General features: G+C 66.2%; 23 protein-coding genes and 2 pseudogenes. 13 read left to right on the forward strand and 12 right to left on the reverse strand.

Features of this window, described 5'->3' with window-relative positions:
- Nucleotide 1: 1 nt before the first annotated feature.
- The 8 genes from RBB84_RS11880 to RBB84_RS11915 all read left to right on the forward strand — a co-directional run bounded on the left by RBB84_RS11880 (nt 2) and on the right by RBB84_RS11915 (nt 7955).
- The gene (locus tag RBB84_RS11880; protein ID WP_033098587.1) at nt 2–817 is read left to right on the forward strand and encodes a cytochrome c biogenesis CcdA family protein; all 816 of its coding nucleotides are present in this window, start codon (nt 2–4) and stop codon (nt 815–817) included.
- On the forward strand, nt 814–2430 hold the full coding sequence (locus tag RBB84_RS11885) for a cytochrome c biogenesis protein ResB (RefSeq protein WP_006554180.1): 1617 nt from the start codon (nt 814–816) through the stop codon (nt 2428–2430). Before RBB84_RS11880 ends, RBB84_RS11885 begins: the two co-directional genes overlap by 4 nt.
- Nucleotides 2431–2433: 3 nt before the next feature.
- A complete protein-coding gene (ccsB, locus tag RBB84_RS11890; protein ID WP_006554179.1) occupies nt 2434–3411 on the forward strand; it encodes a c-type cytochrome biogenesis protein CcsB in 978 nt (325 codons plus the stop codon).
- Between the two features lie 174 nt (nt 3412–3585).
- Nucleotides 3586–5058 carry an apolipoprotein N-acyltransferase gene (lnt, locus tag RBB84_RS11895; protein WP_226950135.1) on the forward strand — a complete coding sequence of 491 codons (1473 nt, stop codon included), beginning with the start codon at nt 3586–3588 and terminating at the stop codon, nt 5056–5058.
- A gap of 84 nt (nt 5059–5142) precedes the next feature.
- Nucleotides 5143–5982, forward strand: coding sequence for a M23 family metallopeptidase (locus RBB84_RS11900; protein ID WP_033098564.1), 840 nt, complete (start codon nt 5143–5145; stop codon nt 5980–5982).
- A gap of 202 nt (nt 5983–6184) precedes the next feature.
- Nucleotides 6185–6892 carry a DUF3105 domain-containing protein gene (locus tag RBB84_RS11905; protein ID WP_033098563.1) on the forward strand — a complete coding sequence of 236 codons (708 nt, stop codon included), beginning with the start codon at nt 6185–6187 and terminating at the stop codon, nt 6890–6892.
- Complete coding sequence (locus RBB84_RS11910; protein WP_033098562.1) at nt 6885–7622, forward strand: DUF305 domain-containing protein; 738 nt, start codon at nt 6885–6887, stop codon at nt 7620–7622. Before RBB84_RS11905 ends, RBB84_RS11910 begins: the two co-directional genes overlap by 8 nt.
- Nucleotides 7623–7682: 60 nt before the next feature.
- Nucleotides 7683–7955 carry a DUF4229 domain-containing protein gene (locus RBB84_RS11915; RefSeq protein ID WP_006553277.1) on the forward strand — a complete coding sequence of 91 codons (273 nt, stop codon included), beginning with the start codon at nt 7683–7685 and terminating at the stop codon, nt 7953–7955.
- Nucleotides 7956–7989: 34 nt separating this feature from the next.
- Here the strand turns inward: RBB84_RS11915 and RBB84_RS11920 are convergent, their stop codons facing one another.
- Nucleotides 7990–9225, reverse strand: a complete 1236-nt coding sequence (locus tag RBB84_RS11920; RefSeq protein WP_006553276.1) for an Nramp family divalent metal transporter — start codon at nt 9223–9225, stop codon at nt 7990–7992.
- A 123-nt stretch (nt 9226–9348) separates the two neighbouring features.
- Complete coding sequence (locus RBB84_RS11925) at nt 9349–9918, reverse strand: copper resistance CopC family protein (protein ID WP_006553275.1); 570 nt, start codon at nt 9916–9918, stop codon at nt 9349–9351.
- A gap of 173 nt (nt 9919–10091) precedes the next feature.
- On the opposite strand from RBB84_RS11925, the gene RBB84_RS11930 reads away from it, so the two are divergent.
- Nucleotides 10092–10763: a thioredoxin domain-containing protein gene (locus tag RBB84_RS11930; RefSeq protein ID WP_006553274.1), complete on the forward strand. Its 672-nt coding sequence runs from the start codon at nt 10092–10094 to the stop codon at nt 10761–10763.
- Nucleotides 10760–11389: a vitamin K epoxide reductase family protein gene (locus RBB84_RS11935; RefSeq protein ID WP_006553273.1), complete on the forward strand. Its 630-nt coding sequence runs from the start codon at nt 10760–10762 to the stop codon at nt 11387–11389. Before RBB84_RS11930 ends, RBB84_RS11935 begins: the two co-directional genes overlap by 4 nt.
- 106 nt (nt 11390–11495) lie before the next feature.
- Here RBB84_RS11935 and RBB84_RS11940 read toward each other — a convergent pair whose 3' ends face one another.
- The 7 genes from RBB84_RS11940 to RBB84_RS11970 all read right to left on the reverse strand — a co-directional run bounded on the left by RBB84_RS11940 (nt 11496) and on the right by RBB84_RS11970 (nt 19159).
- Nucleotides 11496–12131, reverse strand: a complete 636-nt coding sequence (locus RBB84_RS11940; protein ID WP_006553272.1) for a hypothetical protein — start codon at nt 12129–12131, stop codon at nt 11496–11498.
- 148 nt (nt 12132–12279) lie between these two features.
- Nucleotides 12280–12810 (reverse strand): hypothetical protein, encoded by a 531-nt coding sequence (locus RBB84_RS11945; protein ID WP_085989315.1) that lies wholly within the window; start codon nt 12808–12810, stop codon nt 12280–12282.
- Between the two features lie 40 nt (nt 12811–12850).
- Nucleotides 12851–14629 (reverse strand): cytochrome c oxidase subunit I, encoded by a 1779-nt coding sequence (gene ctaD, locus RBB84_RS11950; protein WP_039958315.1) that lies wholly within the window; start codon nt 14627–14629, stop codon nt 12851–12853.
- 111 nt (nt 14630–14740) lie between these two features.
- Nucleotides 14741–15688, reverse strand: coding sequence for a M56 family metallopeptidase (locus RBB84_RS11955; protein WP_006553269.1), 948 nt, complete (start codon nt 15686–15688; stop codon nt 14741–14743).
- On the reverse strand, nt 15685–16047 hold the full coding sequence (locus RBB84_RS11960) for a BlaI/MecI/CopY family transcriptional regulator (RefSeq protein WP_033098755.1): 363 nt from the start codon (nt 16045–16047) through the stop codon (nt 15685–15687). The genes RBB84_RS11955 and RBB84_RS11960 overlap by 4 nt, the downstream gene beginning before the upstream one ends.
- Nucleotides 16048–16083: 36 nt before the next feature.
- Entirely contained in the window at nt 16084–16797 is a 714-nt protein-coding gene (locus RBB84_RS11965) for a M23 family metallopeptidase (protein ID WP_225623919.1), read from the reverse strand.
- 319 nt (nt 16798–17116) lie between these two features.
- Nucleotides 17117–19159: a cytochrome c oxidase assembly protein gene (locus RBB84_RS11970; RefSeq protein WP_228045308.1), complete on the reverse strand. Its 2043-nt coding sequence runs from the start codon at nt 19157–19159 to the stop codon at nt 17117–17119.
- A 176-nt stretch (nt 19160–19335) separates the two neighbouring features.
- Between RBB84_RS11970 and RBB84_RS11975 the strand changes: the two genes are divergently transcribed.
- Nucleotides 19336–20259 (forward strand): cation diffusion facilitator family transporter, encoded by a 924-nt coding sequence (locus tag RBB84_RS11975; RefSeq protein WP_039958313.1) that lies wholly within the window; start codon nt 19336–19338, stop codon nt 20257–20259.
- 84 nt (nt 20260–20343) lie between these two features.
- Here RBB84_RS11975 and RBB84_RS11980 read toward each other — a convergent pair.
- Nucleotides 20344–20580, reverse strand: a pseudogene (locus RBB84_RS11980) (arsenical-resistance protein); the annotation flags it as partial.
- 15 nt (nt 20581–20595) lie between these two features.
- On the opposite strand from RBB84_RS11980, the pseudogene RBB84_RS11985 reads away from it, so the two are divergent.
- Together RBB84_RS11985 and RBB84_RS11990 are read left to right on the forward strand one after the other, a co-directional pair.
- A pseudogene (locus RBB84_RS11985) lies at nt 20596–21131 on the forward strand (HAD-IC family P-type ATPase); the annotation flags it as partial.
- 182 nt (nt 21132–21313) lie between these two features.
- Nucleotides 21314–21514 (forward strand): hypothetical protein, encoded by a 201-nt coding sequence (locus tag RBB84_RS11990; RefSeq protein WP_006553262.1) that lies wholly within the window; start codon nt 21314–21316, stop codon nt 21512–21514.
- Between the two features lie 130 nt (nt 21515–21644).
- Here RBB84_RS11990 and RBB84_RS11995 read toward each other — a convergent pair whose 3' ends face one another.
- The gene (locus RBB84_RS11995; protein WP_350247508.1) at nt 21645–22667 is read right to left on the reverse strand and encodes a hypothetical protein; all 1023 of its coding nucleotides are present in this window, start codon (nt 22665–22667) and stop codon (nt 21645–21647) included.
- On the reverse strand, nt 22664–23800 hold the full coding sequence (locus RBB84_RS12000; protein WP_255024909.1) for a tyrosine-type recombinase/integrase: 1137 nt from the start codon (nt 23798–23800) through the stop codon (nt 22664–22666). The genes RBB84_RS11995 and RBB84_RS12000 overlap by 4 nt, the downstream gene beginning before the upstream one ends.
- Nucleotides 23801–23991 lie beyond the last annotated feature (191 nt).

The raw sequence follows: 23991 nt of genomic DNA on the forward strand, positions 1-23991 counted from the left end.
CGTGACTGTGCTCGCGCAGGGAATCGGGGCGAGTTTCCAGACCGCGGCCGCGTCCGGGCCGCTGCTGTTGGCGGTGGGCGCCTGTCTGTTGGCCGGGTTGATCTCGTTCGCCTCTCCGTGCGTGGTGCCCTTGGTGCCCGGCTACCTGTCGTATCTGGCCGGCGTCTCCGGCGCCGAAGCACCGGCCCTGACCCCTGCCGGTGTAGGCACCGCCGGGGTACACACCACGGGCCGGTGGCGGGTCACCGGCGCCGCCGGCCTGTTCGTCGCCGGTTTCACCGTGGTGTTCGTGCTGGCCACCGCCTCGGTATTCGGGGTGATCGGGGCACTGCGGATCAACCAGGAACTGCTCCAACGCCTCGGCGGGGTGATCACCATCGTGATGGGCCTGGCCTTCATCGGCCTGATTCCGGCATTGCAGAAGGACACCCGTTTTGCGCCCCGGCGCATCTCCTCACTCGCCGGCGCCCCGCTGCTCGGTGGGGTCTTCGCGCTGGGGTGGACACCGTGCCTGGGCCCGACGTTGGCCGGGGTGCTGTCTGTGGCGGCCGGCACCGAAGGCACCACCGCCGCCCGCGGAGTGCTGTTGATCGTCGCGTACTGCCTGGGACTGGGACTGCCGTTCATCGCCTTGGCGTTCGGTTCGTCCTCGGCCCTGCGCGGTGTCGGATGGCTGCGCCGCCACTCTCGCACCATTCAAATCGTCGGCGGCGTGATGCTCCTCGCGGTCGGCATCGCTCTGCTGACCGGGGCATGGGAGTTGTTCATCGCGTGGATCCGGGATGAGTTCGTCACCAGCGTGGTGCTACCGATATGACCCTCACCGACCGGAATCCGGCACCACCGCTACCGAGTCCTCCTCCGTGGCGCCGCGCCCTCGCCCAGGCCCGGAACCTGTGGCGTCAGCTCACCTCGATGCGCACCGCCCTGGTGCTGCTGTTCCTGCTCGCGGTCGCCGCGATCCCCGGGGCGCTGCTCCCGCAACGCAACCTCAACGTCGGCAAGGTCGACGAGTACATCGCCGCCCGCCCGGTTCTCGGCCCGCTCCTGGACCGACTCGAAATGTTCGACGTGTTCGCCAGCTTCTGGTTCACCGCCATTTACGCGCTGCTGATGATCTCGCTCATCGGATGTCTGCTCCCGCGCCTGCGCGAGCATCTGCGGGCGCTGCGCAGTGAGCCGGTCGCGGTACCGCGCAATCTGTCCCGGCTGCCGCACCACCACCAGGGAAAACTCGACACTCCCATCGACGACACTCTCGAGCAGGTACAGACCGTGCTGCGCCGGTGGCGAACGGTCACCCGCACCGGCGACGACGGGCACCGGTCGATCTCCGCCGAAAAGGGCTACCTGCGCGAGGCCGGCAACCTGGTCTTCCACTTCTCCCTGGTGGGGTTGTTGGTGGCGGTGGCCACCGGCCGGTTGTTCGGGTACGAGGGCGCGGTGATCGTCATCGCCGACGGCGGTCCCGGGTTCTGCAACACCTCCCCGGCGGTGTACGACTCGTTCCGAGCCGGTACCGCCACCGACGGCACCGGACTCGAGCCCTTCTGCGTCAGGGTCGAGGACTTTTCCGCCGACTACCTCGACAACGGCCAAGCGAAGATGTTCACCTCGAACATCTCCTACCAAAACGGAGAGGACTTGGGCACCGACCGCTGGCAGCAGCACCGACTGCGGGTCAACGAACCGCTGCGCCTGGGCAACGAACGGGTCTACCTCACCGGCCACGGCTACGCGCCCCGGTTCACCGTGACCTTCCCCGACGGACAATCGCGCACCGAAACATTGCAGTTCGCCCCCGAGGACGCCACCACGTTCCTCAGCAGCGGCGCCCTGCGTTTCGATCCGCCCGGCGGCACCTACCCGGATCCGGACGAGCGCCGCCGCAACCAGATCGCGCTCGAAGGGCTGTTCGCGCCCACCGCAGCGTTCGACGGCACCTTGCTGACCTCGGTGTTCCCCGACATGTTGGATCCGGCCGTGGCCATCGACATCTACAAGGGCGATACCGGCCTGGATACCGGCATTCCGCAGTCGATCTTCAAGCTGAACTCCGAAATGATCAATCAGGGCCGGTTGGTCAAACAGGACCGCGTCAACCTGAAGCCCGGCGAGTCCACGACCCTGGCCGACGGTACCGCGGTACGGTTCGACGGCGCCGAGGAATTCGCCTACCTGCAGGTCTCTCATGATCCCGCGCAGAACTGGGTGCTGGTCTTCGCAATCACCATGATGGGCGGACTTCTGGCCTCGCTGGTGATCAAGCGCCGCCGGATCTGGGTGCGGTTGCGCCCTGACGGCGCCGGCACCGCCCTCGAACTGGGGGGATTGGCCCGTACCGACCAGGCCGGGTGGGGTTCGGAGTTCACCGACATCTGTCAGCGCCTGCTACCCGATGTGCCCTCTGCTCCGAAGGAAGACCGATAGCGTATGCCGATTGACGACACCCTCGCCCGCTACTCCGACCTGAGCTTCGAAACAGCCTTCGCCATCTACTTACTGGCGCTGGTGCTGTTCATCGCCGAATTCGCGGCCGTGCGGGTGCGCCGTACCGCACCCATCCTCGCGGCCGCCACCACCTCTGCCACTTCTACCACCTCTGCGGTCCCCGCCGACAGGCCGGGCCGGGTCGCCGAGCCACCCCGGCGGGACCTTTCGGACCGGCTCGGCCGCATGGGCGTCAGCGTCCTCGTGATCGCCCTGATCTTGCACGTTGGTTCGATGGTGCTGCGCGGGCTGGCCACCGCGCGTTTCCCCTGGGGCAACATGTACGAGTTCGTCACCGTCACCTGCGCGGTGGGCGTACTTGCCGGGCTGATCGTGCTGCGCCGCCCGGCGCTGCGCGTGCTGTGGGCATTCGCGCTGATCCCGGTGCTGATCCTGCTGTTCGTCGCTGGCACCGTGCTCTACGCCGATGCCGCCCCGGTGGTGCCGGCGCTACAGTCTTTCTGGCTGCCGATCCACGTCTCGGTCGTGTCCGTCTCGAGCGGAGTTTTCCTCGTCTCCGGGGTGGCCAGCACGCTGTTTCTGCTGGCGTTGAACGCCGAAAAACGCCCGGATACCCGGCTGGCCCGACTCATGCAACGGCTCCCCGACGCCCGCGCCCTCGACCGTCTCGCCTACCGCACGACGATCTTCGCGTTCCCCTTGTTCGGTGCCGGGGTCGTCCTCGGCGCGATCTGGGCCGAAGCCGCCTGGGGCCGGTTCTGGGGCTGGGACCCGAAAGAAACCGTCTCGTTCATCGCATGGGTGATCTACGCCGCCTACCTGCACGCCCGGGCCACCGCCGGCTGGCGGGAAACCCGCGCGGCCTGGATCAACATTGCCGGGTTCGTATCTATGCTGTTCAACCTGTTCATCATCAACATGGTGGTCTCGGGGCTGCACTCCTATGCCGGACTGAACTGACACACCCTGGGCATGTGTACCTGTGTGTACAGGGGTCTGCGCGTCCGCCTAATAGGAGGGAACTCGTCGATGAGTGAGGGGGCCACCACCGTGGCGCTCCCTACCTCGGTGCGCCGCCGCGGACCGGAGTTGTCGGTGCCGGTGCGTAGTGCGGCATCGATTCTGGCCGGGCTGATGCTCTATGCCAGTTTCCCACCCCGCACGGGATGGTGGTTGGCCCCGCTCGCCATTGCCGTGCTCACCGCCGTACTGCACGGCCGACGCAGGCGCGCCGGCTTCGGCTACGGCTACCTGGCCGGGTTGGGGTTCTTTCTGCCCTTGCTGCCCTGGGTCGGTGTCTACGTCGGACCAGTGCCCTGGTTGGCGCTTGCAGCGATCGAGGCGCTCGCGGTCGGGATATTCGGCGCCCTGGCCGCGGCGCTCAGCCGCCGCCCGGCGGCCCCGGTATCGATTGCCGCCGCCTGGGTGGTCACCGAAGCAATACGCGCACGGATTCCGTTCGGAGGATTTCCGTGGGGACGGCTGGCCTTCGGGCAAGCCGAGGGGCCACTTCTGCAGCTGGCTTCCCTTGCTGGGCCTGCCGGTGTGGGCTTCGCCGTCGCGGTGATCGGCACCGCGGTGGTCACAACCGTGATCGCTGCGCGCGAGCGGCGGCCTGCGGTCGCGATGGGTTCGATGCTGCTGGCAGCGGTCGCATTTGCGGCGGCACCGCTCGTCGGGATGCGCGACTCCGCCCGCTTCCCGGCATCGACGGTCACGGTCGCGGCCGTGCAAGGCAACGTGCCGCGAATGGGGCTCGATTTCAACGCCCAGCGTCGGGCCGTGCTCGACAATCACGTCGCGGCGACCGAACGACTTGCCGTCGACGTGGCGTCGGGTCGCGCGCCCCGGCCGCAGCTGGTGGTGTGGCCGGAGAACTCCTCGGACATCGATCCGCTGCGTCAGGCCGATGCCCACGCCGAGCTCGATGAGGCCGCTGCCGCCATCGGCGTGCCCATCCTCGTCGGTGCCGTGCTCGACAACGGGGACGGCACCAGCGGTAACAGTGCGCTGGTGTGGGATCCGGTGACAGGTCCCGGGGCCCGGCACCTCAAGCGGCGCCTGGTGCCATTCGGGGAATATCTGCCGCTGCGCCCGGTGATCGAGCGCCTGTGGCCGGCGGCCGCGCAGGCAGGCCGGTTCATCCCCGGAGACGGTACCGGCCGGGTCGAGCTCAACGGCGTACCGGTGGGGGTGGCGACCTGTTACGAGGTTGCCTTCGACGATGCGGTTGCCGAGTCGGTGCGGGCAGGCGCCCAGTTGCTGGTAGTGCCCACCAACAACGCGACCTTCGGCCGCACCGAGATGACCTACCAGCAGCTGGCCATGTCTCGGCTACGGGCGGTAGAGCACGGGCGGTCCGTGGTGGTCGCGGCTACCAGCGGCGTCAGCGCTCTGATCACTCCCGACGGCGCGGTCACCAACCGCAGTGCGATGTTCACCGCCGACGTCCTCGTCGGTGAGCTGCCCCTGGGTACCCGACTGACCTGGGCGACCCGGCTCGGTTCGGGCCCTGAGGTGCTCGCCGCCGCGGCCGTGATGTGGATCCTGCTCATCGGTCGCCAGAAGGCCCACACCCACCCAATTACTAAGACAGGTAGTTTTTAGCGCCTTCTTAGTATATCGTTTCGTTATCTTACCCGTCGCGGCAACGGCGGATCTACATCGAAAGAGCATGTCAGGAGCGTTATTGTGGGACGGCACCATGCATCAACCCGGAACCAAATCCGTTACCTTACCGATATAGAACCGGGTTCCGCGCCAGGATCCGAAGGACGCCGGGGGCGGCACCGGGCGCCGACGAACCGCGCCACGACCGGGGCATGTGCATCGTCGGTCGCGACCGGCGCACTGCTGATCGTGGGATCTCAGATTCTCGCTCCGGGCACCGCGGCTGCCCAGCCGACCTCGGGTGGTGTGCATGCCGCCGCGCCTGCACCGGTCCCGTTGCCAGCCGAACTCGCAGCACTGGCCGCTCTGCCGGAGGTCGAGGCGGCGCTCGACCAACTCGCCGCGGTTCCGGGTTTTCCCGCGGTAGTGTCCCCTGCCGCCACTGTTCCGGCCCTGCCGTCGAGCTCAGCGGTGCCGACAAACGCAGCCTCCTGGGCGACACCGACACTGCAGCCCCTCGCCGTCGCTCCGGTCTCGGGCACCTTGACCTCCGCGTTCGGACCGCGATGGGGTTCGTCCCACGCCGGTCTGGACATCGCCAACAGCATCGGCACCCCGGTCTATGCTGCCGCCTCGGGCACCGTGATCGACTCCGGCCCGGCCTCCGGGTTCGGTCTGTGGGTCCAGGTCCGGCACGATGACGGGTCCACCAGCACCTATGGCCACATCAACGAAACGCTGGTTGAGGTAGATCAGCGTGTGCAAGCCGGTGAGCAGATCGCCACCGTCGGCAATCGTGGTCAGTCCACCGGTCCGCACCTGCACTTCGAAACCACCGATCCGGCCGGTACGAAGGTAGATCCGACCCAGTGGCTGCAGCAACGGGGTGTACCCCCGACAGACCTGTCGCGGATGGCATAGCCGCCGCGTCGGCTCGGCGATGGCAGCCTCCGACGGCCCCCACGTGGAAAACTATGATTTATAGTATTTACGGTAGGGCGACGGCCTATCGGTGCCGAGGAAGGCAAACGCGGTGAACAGCTCAGACAAACCGAAGTCGCAGACGCCCCGAAAGCGACCGGGACCGCTCCTCCTAGCCGACTCGCACCGGGTGCCGTGGCCGATGATCGGCGCTGCCGTGGTGATCATCGCCCTGATCGGGGCCATCGCGTACAACCTCGTCCCGAAGATCTCCGAACGCACCGAGGCCCAGAAGTACGTGCCCAGTGCGGACAACCCCGATCCGTCTGCGGTGATCGACGGGGTGGAGAAGATCGACTACCCGGCCGGAACGCATGTGCAGGCACCGCAACGGGTGGCCTACGACCAGACTCCCCCGATGGGGGGCCCACACGATCAGTACTGGGCCACCTGTACCGGCACGGTTTATTCCGAACCGATCCGCAGCGAGAACGCGGTGCATTCGCTCGAACACGGCGCGGTGTGGATTACGTACGACCCGCAGAAGGTCACCGGGGACGAGGTGTCAACATTGGAGGCGAAGGTCGACGGCCAGCCCTACACCCTGATGTCGCCCTATCCGGGCTTGCCATCCCCGATCTCGGTGCAGTCCTGGGGCCACCGCCTCGCGCTCGATGACTCCGAAGACGATCGACTCGCCCAGTTCATCACTGCCTTGCGCCGAAACCCCAACACCCACCCCGAGGCAGGTGCCACCTGCTCCACCACTCCAGGCAGTTTCGATCCGAGCGCTCCGCCGCCGTTCGATGCGTCCGCGCCGGGGCCGGACGCCGTCCCCATGACCGTGGGCCAGCAGTCTGCCCCCGCCGCCCCGGCGACAGGCTCGAACCTCGGACCCGGCAATGGCTGAGTCCGACGACACTCCCGTCCTCACTGCCCCCGCCGCTCCCGCTGCCGGTGGATGGGCCAGGCTCGGCCGCACGCTCGCCGTGGGTGTGTTCGCGCTCGTCGTCGGTCTCTATCTGGGTATCGGTGCCTCGGGACTGAGAGGCGGTCATCCCGAGCCACCTGCACAGGACTCGGTCGAGGTTGGCTTCGCCCAGGACATGTCGGTGCACCACAGCCAGGCGGTAGAAATGTCGGCCATGGCGCTGACCAACGCGACCGACCCGGCGGTCCGCACCCTCGCCTACGACGTGCTCACCACCCAGCAGGGCCAATGGGGCACGATGCAGGGCTGGTTGGCCGTATGGGACCGACCGCTGCAGGCGGCCGGGGAACCGATGACCTGGATGCGCGCTACCGAGGACAGCGCCGGGACGGCGGCAGGTATGACCGAGCACGCGGCGATGCCGCCCGGATCGGCCATCCAAGGACCACGGATGCCCGGGATGGCCACCACCTCCGAACTCGACACGCTACGACGCACCACCGGCCCCGCATTCGACACCCTGTACCTGCAACTGCTGCTTCGGCACCATCAAGGCGGCCTGCCGATGGCACGCTACGCCGCGGCCAACGCCACCGAACAAGTGGTCACGACGCTGGCCCGACAGATCGCCGACACCCAGCAAGCCGAATCGACGACGATGCAGCAACTACTTACGGCCCACGGCGCCGCACCCTTACCGATGAACTGACCGGCGAAACTGCCAGGACCCGGACCGGCACCGTCCCGGGTCGGGCGCTCAGGAGCGATCATGAAACAGTCGTCGACCATGCGGGTGTCCCGCCTGGTGTTCCTCTACACCGCAGTCCGTCTGGCGGTGGTCGCCGGCTGCGCCGGCGCCGCGGTGGCCGGCGTCCACCTTCTCGGACTCGAGGTGTCGCTGACGTGGACGCTCCTTGTCGGTGTACTCGCCGGGATAGCAGTGTCGCTGGTAGCCCTGCATCGGCTGCGCACCCGGATCAACGACGAGATCCGCATCATCGATAACCAGCGAAAATACCCACCGAAACGGCCCCGGCCCTGATCCTCATCAATCCGATGTTTCGGAACGGACGCAGTCAAGGCCGCGCCGTCAAATAGATCAACACCAAATTGAGCGCCGTGATCGTGGCAGCAATAACCCACGCCACCATGGTGGTGAGCCGATGGTTGACGTCGATGCCCATCAGCGCCCGATCGCTGGTCAGACGCACCAGAGGGATCAACGCAAAAGGAATACCGAACGACAGCACCACCTGCGAGAGCACCAGGGCCCGGGTCGGATCCGTCCCGAGCGCGACCACCACCAACGCCGGCACCAGGGTGATCAAGCGCCGCGCCAGCAGCGGTATCCGTCTGCGCAGCAGCCCGTCCATGATCAAGGACCCAGCGTAGGCACCCACCGAGGTCGACGCGAACCCGGAGGCCAACAGGCCCAGCGCGAACAGCAGCGCTACCGTCGAGCCGAGTTCTAGGCCCAGCGCCGTGTGCGCCTCCTCGATCGAATCGACCCCCTCCCGGCCCTGCAACGTTGTCGCGGCCGTGAGCAACATGGCCAGATTCACCGTGCCCGCCACCACCATGGCCAGTCCGACATCCCAGCGTGTGACCCGCAGCAGCACGGCCCGTCGCGGACCGGGCTCGGGATGACCGTGACGATCCCGGACCAGTCCCGAGTGCAGGTACACCGCATGCGGCATCACGGTCGCACCGAGCATGGCCGCCGCGAGCAGCACCGATTCGGCACCGTCGAAGCGCGGCACGAGTCCTGCGGCCACGGCGTGGGCGGGGGGCGGGGCAACGAAAAGGCTGGTGACGAACCCGATCGCGATGACCAGCAACAGACCGGTGATGACCCGTTCGAAACCGCGCTGACCACGCGTGTCCTGCACCAGCAGCAAGAGCAACGAGACCGCTCCGGTGATCAACGCTCCCGTCAGTAGCGGGAGATCGAACAGTAGGTTCAGGGCGATGGCGCCGCCGATGACCTCGGCCAGGTCGGTAGCCATGGCGACCAGTTCCGCCTGTCCCCAGTACGCCAAGCGCGCCGGTAGGGACATGCGCTCGCGGAGCACCTCGGGCAACGACCTGCCGGTGACCAGACCGAGTTTGGCGGACAGGTACTGCACCAGCGCGGCCATGACATTGGCCACCACGATGACCCACACCAGCAGATAACCGAACTGGGCCCCGGCACTGACGTTGGAGGCCACGTTGCCCGGATCGACGTAGGCGATAGAGGCGACGAATGCCGGTCCGAGAAGAGTCCCACGGCGCCACCGTTGCACTGGCCCGACATTGCGCGTCAGCGTCATCCGCCCTCCAAAAGGTTTCCCTGAATTAAAAGTCAGGGGAACCGAAATTTCAAGAAGTCGCGGTGTGCACAGAGTCCCGGCGAGGAGATGACTGCGGGCAGCACCTCCTCGCCGAGTCCGGTGTCAGCTCTTCCGGAAGGCGCGCATTGCCGCCCAGGTGCCCCCGGCGATGACCAGCACCCCCAGTACTGCGAACCCCAGCAGCAACGGAATCGACGAGCCTGAGGACTGTGAGTCCTCAGGGGCAACCTGCGCTTCGGTGGTCTCGGGCTCGGCTGCGCCCGACGAGGGGGACGCCTCCTGAGCCTCGGAGGTCGGTGTCTGCCCGGCCGCCGCGGTGACGGTGAAGGCGTAGGAACCGGTGATGGGATGGCCGTCGGCGGAGACGACCCGGTAGCCGACGGTATACTCCCCTGCGGTCAAGGGCTCCGGGATGGCCAGCCGCACCCGTTCTGCGTCGACAATCGCCTCGGAGCTTCCCCGTTGAGTGCCCGAACTGTCGGTAAGTGTCACGGTGGCGAAAGCGGTGTTGATGGGTTGGTTGAACTCGAGTTCGATTCCGTCCGGGGAACTTGCCACCGTGGCGTCGGCGGCGGGAGTCGAACCGATCAACATGCTGTGAGCTTGCGCGGGCGCGACGCCGAGGAGCAGCACCGCGGCGGCCGCGGCGAAGATCGTGATGAGTCTGGTCATGGGAACATACTTTCTCGGCTCCCTACCCCGGCGCAGCGTCCGGCGCGGTGGCCTGTCGAGAGAACGCAAAGGGTGCTGATCGGGGTCTACCCTAGCCCATCTACTATGTACCGTAGTTTTACGGTTGGTCGGTGACGCTACCGGCTCGCTCAGACACCGAGACGGACGAGAATATGAAACTGACGACCAATGTGAAAGTGTCCGCGGCTCTGGTCGCCCTGTTCGTGGTGTTGTTGTCGGTGTTGCTCTACACCAATAGGGCCGGGACGAACGCCGGGACGACTGGCCAAGAGGCGCCCGGCGCTGCCACGGCACCGGTGTGGACCCCAGATATCCGTACCTTGTCCACGGCCCCCGACGACAAGGTCCAACTCGTCGAATTCCTTGATTTCGAATGCGAGTCCTGCCGGGCCTTGTACCCGGTGATGGAACAAATCCGCAACGAGTACGTCGGGCGGATCGACTTTGGGATCCGCTACTTCCCCATTCCCAGCCACACCAACAGCCATCTGGCCGCACGGGTCGTCGAAGCCGCGGCCCGGCAAGGGCGTCTCGAGCCGATGTATCAGCTCATGTACGACACCCAGGCACAGTGGGGCGAGTCGAGCCAGTCCCAGGAAAAAGTATTCTGGGGTTTTGCCGAACAACTGGGCCTGGATATGGCCGCATTCGAGCGGGACGTCAACGATCCCACCGTCAGCGCGCGCGTGGACCGGGACTTCGACGACGGTCTTACCCTCGGTGTACAAGGCACACCCACCCTGTTCCTCAACGGCGTCGAGCTGCCCCCCATGCCCACCTACGAACAGCTACGGGCCCGGATCGACGCGGCGCTGGCCGAGTGAGCGCCCCGACGCGTCCGGCGGCGCCTGCCACCGACGAGGCGTCGGGTCGGACGCTCGGCAGCACGGGGGTGGGCTGGATCCTCGTTGTCTGCGGCGCAGCGGGGCTACTAGCCTCGCTGGTACTCACCGTCGAAAAGTTCGCCGTGCTGGCCGATCCGGCCTATCGGCCCTCGTGCAGCATCAACCCGGTCATCAGCTGCGGGTCGATCATGACCTCGTGGCAAGCGGAACTGTTCGGCTTCCCTAATCCGTTGCTGGGCGTCATCGGTTTCACGGTCGTACTGACCACCGCCGTAGCGGTCCTGGCCGGGGCCGGCGTGCCCCGCTGGTATTGGAACGGCCTGTTCGCCGGCCTGACCGCGGCGGTCGCCTTCGTGCACTGGCTGATTTTCCAGAGCCTCTACCGGATCGAAGCGCTGTGCCCGTACTGCATGGTGGTGTGGCTGGTCAGCGTGCTCGGCTGGTGGTATTGCCTGCTGCACCTCGAGGCGGTGCAAAAACATCGACCGTTGCGGTCATGGCAGCGGCTGCACCGGCTGCATGCAGTGGTCCCCACCGTCTGGACGCTGACTGTATCCGCCCTGGTAGCGCACGCCTTCTGGCCGTACTGGCAGACCCTGATCTGACAAAAGTTTCCGGGTAGCGGCAGCCTCCGCTCACTCACGGCGCATCGAGCGATATTCTCCCCATCGCGAGGTACCTTTTGCGAGGCGCGCGGGAATGCTCGGACGACTACGTGCCGTCCTCGCGTGGTGGAGGAAGCCGGTGCAGGTACTGCTCGGGCAGCTCGGATTCGGCAGCCCGACGGGCAGCCTCGGCCTCGACCATCTGCGACGACCGCGCCCAAACCACCTTGATCCAGTGGTACGCCAGGACGGTCATCGCTCCCCACCCCAAAAACAAGCCGATGCCCGGGCCGGCCCCACCGGCGACGGGATCGAGGGTCTGCCGCGACCACACGGCAAGCACACCGAACACGATCGCCAGCGTGCACCCGGCGCTGGCAAACCAGGCCAGCACCCATCGTCGGGTCACCAGCGCCAGCATCGAGAGCACGATCCCGAACACCGCTGCCAGCACCAAAAAGATCCGCGAAGGAAGGGTGATGGTTTCGGCCTGTGCCACCGTAGAGCCGGCCAGCACCTGCCAGCCGTTGGCGCCACCGTTGTGCGGAAGTGAGAACGAGACCGCCACCACCACCACCACTGCAGCGACCACCACCGCACGCATCCCGGGATCGATCTGTCCGGCGACCCTCTTTTCGGCGGCCGCCAGCTCCTGTCGACGGTGGACCGGATCGGGGTAGACAGTCGACTCGTCGCCGGGCTGTACCTCGTCCGGATCACTACGGTCACCCGACTCGCTCATAACTCGACCTCCGCCCTGGGAAAATGTTCCGGTGACCGCGACCGTCCAAAGCGGAGCAGACCGGTCGGCCCTCGGATGGATCCAGCCCGATCCGTCCGAGGACCGACCGGCGCAGGTACCCGCACCCCTCGGACCAGGCACCAGCCCTCTACCCGGGATCGACCAGCACCTGTGCCTGGGGCTCGTCCCGCCACAACTGCGCAATGATCGCGCAATACGACCCCGCGGTAGCGGACCAGGTCGCGGAGGCATCGACTACCCCCAGCCCCCGGCCGATAACTCCGGCCGCGAGCAGCACCGCCCGATTGGCCAGTGCCGCGGCCGGACTGCCACGCTCGACGACGGTGCCGGCCAGGTCCGCCGCCACGTCGAAGAGCTCTGTCGGCACGGCCGGTACCGACTCGGTTCCTAGGCCATGCTCGCGCAGGTGCGCACCGGCACGAAGATGCCGATCCACCTGCCCGAGAACATGTTCCAACGCACGCACATGTCGGCGCAACTTACCCGGCTTGCCGATGTGCGCGGCGGTGATCGGCGGCAGGCGACGTAACCGTTGAGGATCCGGAAGCCCTGCATGCTCGAGCGTCACGGCGGTCAGGTCTCGGATGAGCCAGTCGGCCAATGCCGCGGTGGCTCGGTCTGTTGCCGGCACGGTCACCACCGGCATGTTGGTCTTCAACGGTATTTTCCGATCTTTCGGCGCCGAGACGGCGAACGATTTATTCCTTCGTATCGGTGCGTGCCGAGGCCTCGCCGGTGCTCCGCGGTTCGGCAAGCTCACGCTTAGCGATTTCGGTGCTCCTGGGCGCACCACCGAAACCCACGTGTGCCTCGGCCCTCATGCGTTCGACCATGTGCGGGTAGTGCAGCTCGAACGCCGGCCGTTCGGAGCGGATCTGCGGCAGTTCGGTGAAGTTGTGTCGCGGCGGCGGGCAGGTAGTCGCCCATTCGAGCGAGTTGCCGTAGCCCCAGGGGTCGTCGACAGTGACGATCTGCCCGTAGCGGTAGCTCTTGAAGATGTTCCACACGAATGGCAACACCGAGGCACCGAGGACAAAAGATCCGATCGTCGAAATCGTGTTCAGGGTGGTGAATCCGTCCGAGGGCAGGTAGTCGGCGTACCGGCGGGGCATGCCTTCATTGCCCAGCCAGTGCTGGACGAGAAAGGTGGAATGGAAGCCCAGAAATGTCAACCAGAAATGCCACCTGCCTAGGCGCTCGTCGAGCATTCGACCGGTCATCTTCGGAAACCAGAAGTAGATACCCGCATAGGTCGCAAACACCACGGTGCCGAACACGACGTAGTGGAAGTGCGCCACCACGAAGTACGAATCGTGCAGCTGGAAGTCCATAGGAGGGGAGGCCAGGATCACGCCCGACAGGCCGCCGAAGAGGAAGGTGATCAAAAAACCCACGGAGAACAACATCGGTGATTCGAAAGTCAACTGCCCCTTCCACATGGTGCCGATCCAGTTGAAGAACTTCACTCCGGTCGGGATGGCGATCAGGAAGGTCATGAACGAGAAGAACGGCAGCAGCACCGCGCCGGTGGCATACATGTGGTGCGCCCACACCGCGATCGACAGGGCCGCGATGCCGAGGGTGGCGTAGATCAGGCCGGTGTAACCGAAGATCGGCTTCCGGGAGAACACCGGGAAAATCTCGGAGACGATGCCGAAGAACGGCAGCGCGATGATGTAGACCTCGGGATGACCGAAGAACCAGAACATATGCTGCCAGAGCATCACTCCGCCGGTGGCGGGATCGAAGAGGTGACCGCCGAGTACCCGGTCGTATAGCAGCCCCATCAACGCTGCGGTCAGCAGCGGAAAGGCGATGAGGATCAGGATGGAGGTGACGAGAATGTTCCAAGTGAAGATCGACATCCGGAACATCGTCATGCCGGGGGCTCGCATACACACGATGGTGGTGATGAAGTTGACTGCGCCCAGGATGGTGCCCAGTCCTGAGATGGCCAGGCCCACGATCCATAGATTTGCGCCCATGCCGGGGGAGTGCACTTCCGTGCTTAAAGGCACATACGCGGTCCAGCCGAAGTCGGCGGCGCCGCCGGGGGTGATGAAGCCGCCGACTGCAACGAGGGATCCGAACAGATACAGCCAGTAGCTGAAGGCGTTCAGCCGGGGGAATGCGACATCGGGCGCGCCGATCTGCAGTGGAAGGATGTAGTTGGCAAAGCCGAACACCACAGGAGTGGCGTACATCAGCAGCATGATCGTGCCATGCATGGTGAACAGCTGATTGTACTGCTCATTCGAGAGGAACTGCAGACCCGGCGCGGCCAGTTCGCTGCGCATGATCAGGGCCATCAGGCCTCCGATCGCGAAGAACGCGAACGCGGTCACCAGGTACATCTGACCCAGTACTTTCGGGTCGGTCGTGGTGATCATTTTGTGGATGAACGCACCCTTGGGGCCGCGCCGCGCCGGCATGGGGCGGGTAGCGGCAGGCCAGGGTGGCGGGGCGAGAGCGGTCATGTGCTGTCCGATCCGAAGTTTCGCGCGAGCGCACGGTGATGAGACGCCCTCGAGCGTACCTAATTACTATGCTGCATAGTAATTAGGGTCGGTTCGGTCGCCCGTGCCGGATCATGCCTGAGCGAGGGTCAGGCACACGGCCGCGGAGGTCGCCGCCAGCCCGACCAGCGCGGTAGCGACAGGCATCGCCATCGACAACGCCGCAGCTGTGGCGTACGACACCTTCGGGCACCGCGTCCGCCAGCTCACGCGCAGCTTGAGCAGTCGCAGCGAGATCTCGTTGCTCAACCCCAAGGTCCCGGCCGGCTGCGGCAATGTCGAAGCGGAGACCACGGTCAGCGCCGAGCACACCGTCGCCGTGCTGGTGGCGCGGGCAGCGTGCTGATCAGCGGTCAGTTCGACCAGGGTTTTGACCGCGGCCGGGGCGGCGGCGAACAACGGCACTGCCGGAAGCACCGCGGCCAAGATGTCACATGTGGTGACGATCAGGTGGTGACTGCCTCGCAGGTGTGCCCGCTCGTGGGCCAGGACAGCATCGCGTTCGGAACCGCTCAGACACTGCGAGAGCCCGTCGGTAGCCACCACGAATCCGGGTCGGCCGGCCACGCTGTAGGCCATTGGCATCGGGTGCGCCAGCCACATCACACCGTCGTCGCGGGAGTGGGCGACGATGGAGACCACATCACGGTGGTAGTCGAGTAGACGGGTTTGTTCTCTGGTGTACCGCCGACCCAGGATCACGGCTCGCACGGTTATGGTGAGCAGGGCCAGGGCTCCGGTAGCGGCCAGGGTTTCGGTGATCCACGGCTGCATCGCGTGGGAAACCGCGGACAGACACCGCACCACGGCCTCGACCGCGGTCTCGGCAGGCGCATGGTCGGGCCAGGCCAAGGTGACCACCGCGGAGGCGCCGAAGAACAAGGCCCCGGCTATGCTGCCCAGCCACGCCGCCAGCAGGACTCCGGGAGGCACGGAGGTGGCGGCGAGCGGACCGAGCATTCGCGGGGCCGCCATCGAGATCAGGGCGGCGCCGAGCAACAGGACCAGGGCCAATGTCATTGGTCGGCGGCCCGGCCCGTCCAGCCCCGGCGCAGGGCATCGTATTCGCGGTCGCTGACCGTCTTGGCGAAATGCAGCAGCACCGCGCTGGGGTCGGTGCTGCTGTCGAGCAGGGCGCGCAGTGCCTCGGAGGTGGCTTCCTCCCGGCTGCGTGAGGGCGAATAGTAGTAGGCGCGACTGCGTTTTTCTCGCTGCACCCAGCCCTTCTCATACAGATGGGTGACCACGGTCAAAATGGTGGTGTAGGCGAATTCCTTGCGATCGCGAAGCCGTTCGACCAGGCCATGGACCGACTGTGGCTCGTCGGTCGACCACAGTTCGTTCATCACCTCGGCTTCGAGACCCCCCAACCTGTGTATGGCTTCCCTCGCAGACATTCGCCGATTATCCCTTATCTATGTGCGTGCATCTGACGCGATCTGAACCCCTCGTGCGTTCAACCATGCCATGGGATCGGCCTTCTGGCCGTCCGGTCCCCACACTTCATAGTGCAGATGTGGCCCGGTCGATTGTCCCCGATTGCCCACGGTGGCGATCTGTTCCCCGGCTCGCACGCGCTGACCTGCAGAAACCAAGGCCTGATCGATGTGCCCGAACACCCCGATCGTGCCGTCGTCCTGCAGGATTCGTACCCACAGTCCGAAGCCGGAGGCGGGACCGGCCTCGAGTACCGTGCCATCGGTCACCGAGACGATCGGGGTGCCGATCGAGTTGGCGATGTCGAGCCCGTAGTGGCTCGTGCCCCAGCGGGGTCCGAAGTTCGACGTGAGCGTGCCACTGACAGGCATCAGCGTTTTTGGGCGGCGCGCCTCGGCCTCTTGCATGAGTCGGCGCTCCTCCCGGATCCGTGCCCGGTCGAGTTGATCCGCGAAGTCTGCCAGCATCGGCACCTGCACGGCCTGCAACACCTGGGGGGCCTGGGGTAGCACATCCGTAGGGGCTGAGGGTTGCGACGCGGCCTCGATCTCGTCGCTGACCGTGGGAGGGACCGAGGCGGCATGGGCGCTCGAGGTCGTTGCTGCCAGCAGCGCGCCTGCCGCTACCGACACGGCCAGCACGCGTCCGCTGGTTCCTGGGCTCGTTCGGCGATGCGCGCCTTTGCTTCGGATCGGCCTCGGGGCGAGGGCGTCCGCATGCTCGGCAAGGGCATCCCGATGCTCGATATCGAGACGTTCTACCGGGTCCAGGACAGCCACTGTCGTCGGGAAAGCAGCGTCATCGCGACCTGCGTCGATGGGATCGGTCGGCTCGGGAACAGGCCACGCTGCAGTACTACAGTCAGAGCGGCGGGGAACGACGAGTTGGGGCTCTGGTTTACGGTGTCGGGCCAAGATCGCATCCTCAAGAAGGCACCCGCTCGCGTGATAACGAAACGGTGACGGACACCGACACGTTACTACTATTCTGCATAGTTTCAATACCGGATCGTTACCCGGTCTCCGATTCGCGCTTGGGGTCGTGGCCGGAGTCAGCGGCGTCGGCTGCTGCCGCGGTACGAGAGTGTGGGTGCAGTCCGTTCAGCATCGCGTTGTACGCGGCCAGTTCGCGATCTCCCTCGCGGTCGACCTGGTCGTTCCGCTTCCGGGCACGCTGGTTTTCGATCGAACTCCATCGCACGAGCGCGAGCACGGTGGCCAGTAGCAGCGGTAGCTCGCCGACGGCCCACGCCAGGTTTCCACCGAGTCGCTGATTGGCAGCCAAGTCGTCGAACCAACCCAGTTGCAGTGAGGTATAGAACTCGGCGGCGATCACAAAATCCGCCATGATCAGGGCGACCAGAAAGAACGCGTAGCCGGCCAGCGCGACCGCCACTGCTCCCACGCGCGTCAACGGTCCCTGCGGCACGGGGACAGGATCGATCCCGACGGTGACCCAGAAGAAGACCAACCCCACCGCCAGCAACCACATATCGAGCACCATGCGTCCCGGGTAGGAGCCGCCGTCGTACAGTCCTCCGAGATACAACAGGTAGAAGGTGCCCACGAGCACCACCGCGGCCACCAGGGGATGGGTCACCCATCGCAGTGCGGTGCTGGCGAAAATCGCCCGCATCCAGTCGCGGGCTCCTGGAACTGCATCGCTGGGGCCGGAGCGAACCGCGCGGGCCGCCAAGGTGAGCGGAGCGCCCAGAACCAAGCACATGGGCACCACGATCGCCAGCGCTGCGGATGCGGGCAGGTGCACGCTGAACGCCGCCGGGGCGTAGCGCCCGACCCCGGAGGATGTCACCAGAAGCAACACTAGACAGCCGAGAAGCCAGGACACGGTGCGCCGGACCGGCCACGGCTGCCTCACTGCACGTAGCCTCCGCACTCCCAGCAGGTAGAGCGCTGCCAGCACGACCGCTGCGGTTCCCAGTAACAGATCGAACCGCCACTCCGTCAGCAACCTGCCCAGCGTCGGGGCACCATCGAACCCGTACCCCAAGACTTCGTCGACCAGGCTGGGTTCGCGACGTTCGCCCAATGGCGGCGGAGTACGGCCCAACGCCACCCCGAGTCCAATCGTGGCCGTCAGGACCGCAGATTCGATTACCGCCAAGCGTATGAACGTCCCCCGATTCGACGCGTCGGCGGCCAGAGCCGTGATCGCCACCGTCCGTTGGCGCCAGCCCAGCCACCCCACTACACCGAGTGCGACGACCTTGGCCAGGACCACAAGTCCGTAGGGGCCGGACAGAAACTCCCGAAGCGGAACCCGCACCAGAGCATTAATTATTCCCGACGCAGCCATCACCACGAATGCCACCGTCGCCAGCGCGGAGAACCGGCGTGTGGCGACATCGAGATGTCCGCCACCACGCACGGCGTGCAACACCAACGCTGCCAATCCCCCGGCCCACAGTCCGGCCGCCACCAGATGAAGTATCAGGCTGTTGGTGGCAAGATCATGCGATCCGCCCCCGGCGGAATGTCCCGTCAACGCGCGTGGCATCAGGCTCCCTACCGCCAGGACCAGCAACAACGGTGTCCACCGGTGCTGCAGAATGAGGCGGCATCCCAGCCCCACCGCGGCAGCCATACACGCGGTCCACAGCCAGGCGGTGGATGCCTCGATTTGCCCCACCGACTGCACGAACGGAACCGGATCGGCGAACACGGTGCTCAGTGGTTGGCCGGAGGTGTCCGACAACGACAGAGGAATCAGCACCAGCGCCGATCCTGCCCATAGCGCTGCAGCCGCGCCCGCAGTCCGCACCGCGCGGTAACCGTCGACATCGAGCAGCCCGGAACGCTGTGGTGGTACCAGCACCGCCGCCACCAGCAACGACCCGATCATCACCACCGCCGCCACTTCCCCTATCGCGGTGGCGGCCGGGAGTCCGTATCTCGTGAGCACTCCTGGATCCGGCAGCCCGAGCAACCGCAGAACCTCGCTGCTCGACACGGCCGCCAGGGCGGCCGCCACCAGGGCCGCGCCTGCCGTCCAAGAGACCATCATGCCGACTACAGCTCTACTGGTACCTGCCACGGAAAACCTCACCTCGTCCGTTGTTCGCCCGTTCCCGCCGGCCGAACCTGCAGGCCGCGCCTCGCCGCCGAAATACTATGAAGGATAGTTGATCGTGCCGATCCAATTTTCGCGACCATCCTATATATTCATGCGCATATGACTATATGATGTCGGTGTCTTGAGAAAGGAAAACGATGAGCCACGGACACGGACACGGCCTCTCGCCCGCCCAAGCCACCAGCGCCTCCGGCCGACACGTCCGACGGTTGTGGATCGCCGTGGCCCTGGGCCTGGTGACCTTTGTGCTCCAGGTCGTCGTCGGACTCTCCACCTCGTCGCTGGCCTTGCTCTCCGACTCCGCGCACGTGTTCACCGACGTGTTCGGCGTGTTGATGGCCGTCACCGCTATCACCGTCGCCCAGCGTGCCCGCACCCGACCGGACCGGACCTTCGGCCTGTACCGCACCGAAGTGTTCGCCGCCCTGCTCAACGCACTCCTGCTGTTCGGCGTCGCCCTCTGGATTCTCTACGAAGCCCTCCAACGACTGTCCGCCCCACCCGAAGTCCCCGGCCTGCCCGTCACCATCGTTGCCGTGGTCGGCCTCACCATGAACGTCATTTCGTTTCTCCTGTTGCGCGCCGGCGCCAAGGAGAGCATCAACGTCCGCGGGGCCTACCTCGAAGTCCTGGCCGACATGCTCGGTTCGGTCGGCGTGCTTATCAGCGGTGTGGTGACCATCGTGTTCGGCTGGCGGTACGCCGACCCGCTCATCGGTGTCGCCATCGGACTCTTCGTCCTGCCCCGGGCCTACAATCTCGGCCGACACGCGATCGGCATACTGCTCCAACAAGCCCCGAAGAGTATCGACATCACCGAGGTCAACGCCGCCCTTAATGCCCTTCCTGGAGTCCATGAATCCCACGACCTGCACGTCTGGACTCTTACCTCGGGCATGGAAGTGGCCTCTGCACATCTGGTCACCGAATCCGACGCGGACTCCACAGCCGTGCTCACAGCGGCACAAACCTTGTTGGCGGAACGCTTCGGCCTCGAACACGCCACCCTGCAGGTCGAACCCCACGACGGCGAGGGACGCTGTCGCGAACTCTCGTGGTGACCTCCACAGACCCACCAGGAGTCCCTGGGACGAACACGGCGCACGCTGCAGCTCCTTCGATCCTACGGTCACTGTCGCCGAGGCTGCGATGGCCAGTTCGAAGTTGTTGCCCGCGGCGGTGAACGCCAGGGTGGTGGTGCGCTCGTAGCCCAGACCGATCGCGGCGCCGAACAGGAACCCGCCGCCCCACATGAGGACAAAATAGGTGAGCAGAGGCAGAGCGATGCGCACGACGTCCCATGGCTGCGACGTGATCTGTTCGCCCTGGAGCGCGAATAGGAGCACGATCGTGAACAGCAACCCGTACAGCGTCCACGGCCCAGCCGGTCGACAGAGGCAGCACTCGCCAGTTCGACACGCTCTTCGGCAGCTAGACCTATTCCGAGGTCGCCGATCTGATCGCTGAGCCGCTGCGCCTGCAGGCCGGGCTGCTGCCCGACGGCAAGGTCGCCGCCGTACGCGCGCTGCAGGCCGACGGAGCGAAAGTGGTCGTCGTCGGAGACGGCATCAACGACGCTCCCGCGCTGGCCGCTGCGCATGTCGGTATCGCCATGGGTGGCGCGGGATCGGATCTGACCTTGCAGACCGCCGACGCGGTCGTCGTCCGTGACGACCTCACCGCCATCCCTGCGGTGATCCACCTGGCCCGGAGGGCTCGACGCCTGGTCATCGCCAACCTCGTCATCGCCGCCTCGGTCATCGTGGTCCTGGTGACCTGGGACCTTGTCGGCACGCTGCCGCTGCCGCTGGGAGTGGCGGGTCATGAAGGCTCCACCATCCTCGTCGGTCTCAACGGACTGCGATTGCTGCGAGAGACCGAATGGCGCCGTGCTGTCCGCACAGACCGACACAGTTCCGCTGCGCACGTGTGACCTCGCCACCGTTAGTCATCTGGCCGAATCCACCTTCGACGCTCACCTGTCTCATCTGCTTCAGGTGGTCACCGATTTCGAAGAGCATGGCATCGGTTTTCCCTCGGTGACCGCATCGATACTGTGGTAACGAAGTGCTCCATCTCCGATGTCACAGAATGTACGTCTATGGAAGGCACCTGATGCTGCGCAAGTTCGTCGTCGTGACCGCTGTGACCGCCGCGCTCGGAGCGGGTTCGATGGGTACCGCTGCTGCGGACACCGCCCCACCCGTGCCTGCCCTCAACTTGTGCAAGTGGGAGCGCTTTACGCCGGAGTGCATTGCACTGTGGTTGGCGGGCGTGGCGACCGGCTCGGCGGGATCCGGTTCTGCCTTGTCCTGATCGACGGCGCTCGTTAACTGTGGCTCTGGCGCACTCCTGTGGGATGCGTCGGAGAGAATCAAGACCGACGACAACTGCATGAATGCACGGCATGCGTGCACGTCCAGCGGGCGACTCCATCAGACTCCCTTCACAGTCCCTCAAGCACCCCCATCAGGTCCTCGAGGAGCGCATCGGTGCGGGCTTCGATCTCGTCGAAGACGTCGGTGAGGTCTTCGAGGGTCTGGTGATCGCGGCGGCGGGCGGTGGTACCGCGGTCGTAGTAGCCGGCGTCGAGGTCGATCTCAGGCTCGACCCAAGCGTCGACATCGTCTTGCGGGGGAACGGGCAACACCTTCCGTACCGGGGCCCGGCCGGACAGGTGCGCCCGGGTCAGCGCCGACACCGATTGCGGGGTCATCGGCTGCGCGTGTGGGAGGTGTCCCCAGCGGTCGATCGGACACAACAGCGGTTGCCGAGCCTGTTCCGCATCGAGCGGATCGGTGATGATCTCGCTCGGGTCGGTGAGGTGATGGCGCAGCAGATGGGTGCCGGGATACTGGTCGAGGAACGCCTGGATCTGCGCCCACCGCTGGTAGATCGCGACCGCGGGGTTGTCCCCGGTCTCGGAATCCGGTGGGAGACGGAATCTTTCGCCGGTCCGGGTGGTAACCACGAGGGTGTTGCCGTCGAGGCGGAGGTCGCGGCGGCGCAGCCGGGTGAGGTCGGTGAAGGTCATGCCGGTGGCGGCGAGGACCAGCAGGAGCGCGTCGCGGCGGCCGAACAGTCCGCTCGGCCATCCCTCGACAGGTAGTTCGGCCGCCCGCTGCACCAGAAGGCGCCCGAGCCGGTCGAGACGCGAAGCACGAGTGGTGTCGAGGTGCCGGCGCACCATCTCGGTCCGCCCCGGGGCGGGATAGCCGTGCCCGGTGTGGACGGTGTTGATCGCCGACAAGCGGCGCCGCTGCGTCGCGACCACGGCCGGGTGCTCGTGCAGGAACAACGCCAGGGATTCGGGTGCGGCGGGGATGGGATGGTGGTCGGCGGCGGTGCACCAGTCGGTGAACAGGGCCCAGTCATGGCGGTAGCGGGCGGGGATCCGCAGGTCGAGGTCGGCATCGTGAACATCGGTGCTGCGGAAGAACTCTCGTCCGGCGCTGGCGCTCACGGTCACAGGCCGAGATTGGTGACGGCGTTGCCGATGAGTGGTGCGTGTTCGCGGGCGTAGGTCTCGAGCATGGCGGGGGTGGTGTGACCGGTCTGGCGCATGATCGCGTGCGCGGAGGCGCCGTTGCGGAAGGCCTGGGTGACGAATCCGGCCCGCAACGAATGACCACCGAGCTGTTTGACGATGTCGGGGTCGTAGCCGGCCTGTTCGGCGCGGCGCCGGATCGCTTTGTGTACCGCCGCCCCCGACAGGACAGTGTCGGAGAGGTTGCCGTGCTTGCGGATCGCCCGCAACCACGGCGAGGACGGCGCCATGCGTGGTCGCGATCCCCGGCAGACGTGCGCCTCGAAGGGTTCGGCGGTGCGGAGCAGCCGGATGACGGCGGGGCGGCCCCCGGTGTCGAAGGCGGCGACGACCTGCGCCCACCGCATCCACGCACACGGCGGGCAACTGACGTGGCTGTGCGTGAACGGCAGGGCCCGGATACTCCCCCGCCCTTCCTGATCGGTCTTCGATTTCCGGAGTTTGATGTGCAGCCCGTCGAGCCGGTGCAGCGACACGTCGCTACAGGTGAGCGCGACGAGTTCGCTGCGGCGAAACGCCCCGGCGAAGCCCACCAAGAAGATGGCGGAGTCGCGGCGTTCGAGGACCTCCGCGGCCCAACTGCCGGTATCGGCGCGCATCTTCTCGACGATGGTGACGATGTCGGCGGTGAGCAACGGCGCCCGCGGGGTGCGGGGCCGCTCCCCCGCCGCCGCATAGTCCCGGCGGATCCCGGACAGGGTCGCGGTGACCAGCTCGTCCGCTCCGGGGGCGGGGTGGCCGGCGCGGCGGTGGTGGAAGCCGATCCCGGCGACCCAGCGGGCCAACGTCGAGGGTGAGTAGGCCCGCTCCCCCACCTCCGACACCGTCGATGCCGCGTCGTGGAGGTAGGCGGCGACGGTGAGCGGATGCGCCGGCAGCGGGGCGTGTCCTTCGCGCTGGCACCAGGCGGTGAAGCGTTGCCAGTCGGCGGCGTAGTTGCGGCGGGTCGACTCCGACCGCGACCGCCCCGCTGTCCCGGCCACCTGCACGAGGGTCTCGGTCGGCAACACCGGCACCGACGGCGCAGCTGGGGCCGACTCGGTCGGCACAGGCACGGAAACGTCGTCCGGACGGTGGCTGATCAGGTCATCGGGCACGAAACAGGAGCCTACCGTCCCGCACCGACGCTCTCGAGCAGGAAAAGGCGCTCAACAGGTGTTTCGGGGGCGATGGTGCGCTAATGGCAATTAGCATCGCCAATCCCGCACAAACCATGAGTGACATGGACCCAGAGCGGATGTCCGCC

Origin of the sequence: Rhodococcus sp. D-6 (genome assembly GCF_040256695.1) — a bacterium.
In the GTDB taxonomy this organism is placed as follows: domain Bacteria; phylum Actinomycetota; class Actinomycetes; order Mycobacteriales; family Mycobacteriaceae; genus Rhodococcus; species Rhodococcus pyridinivorans.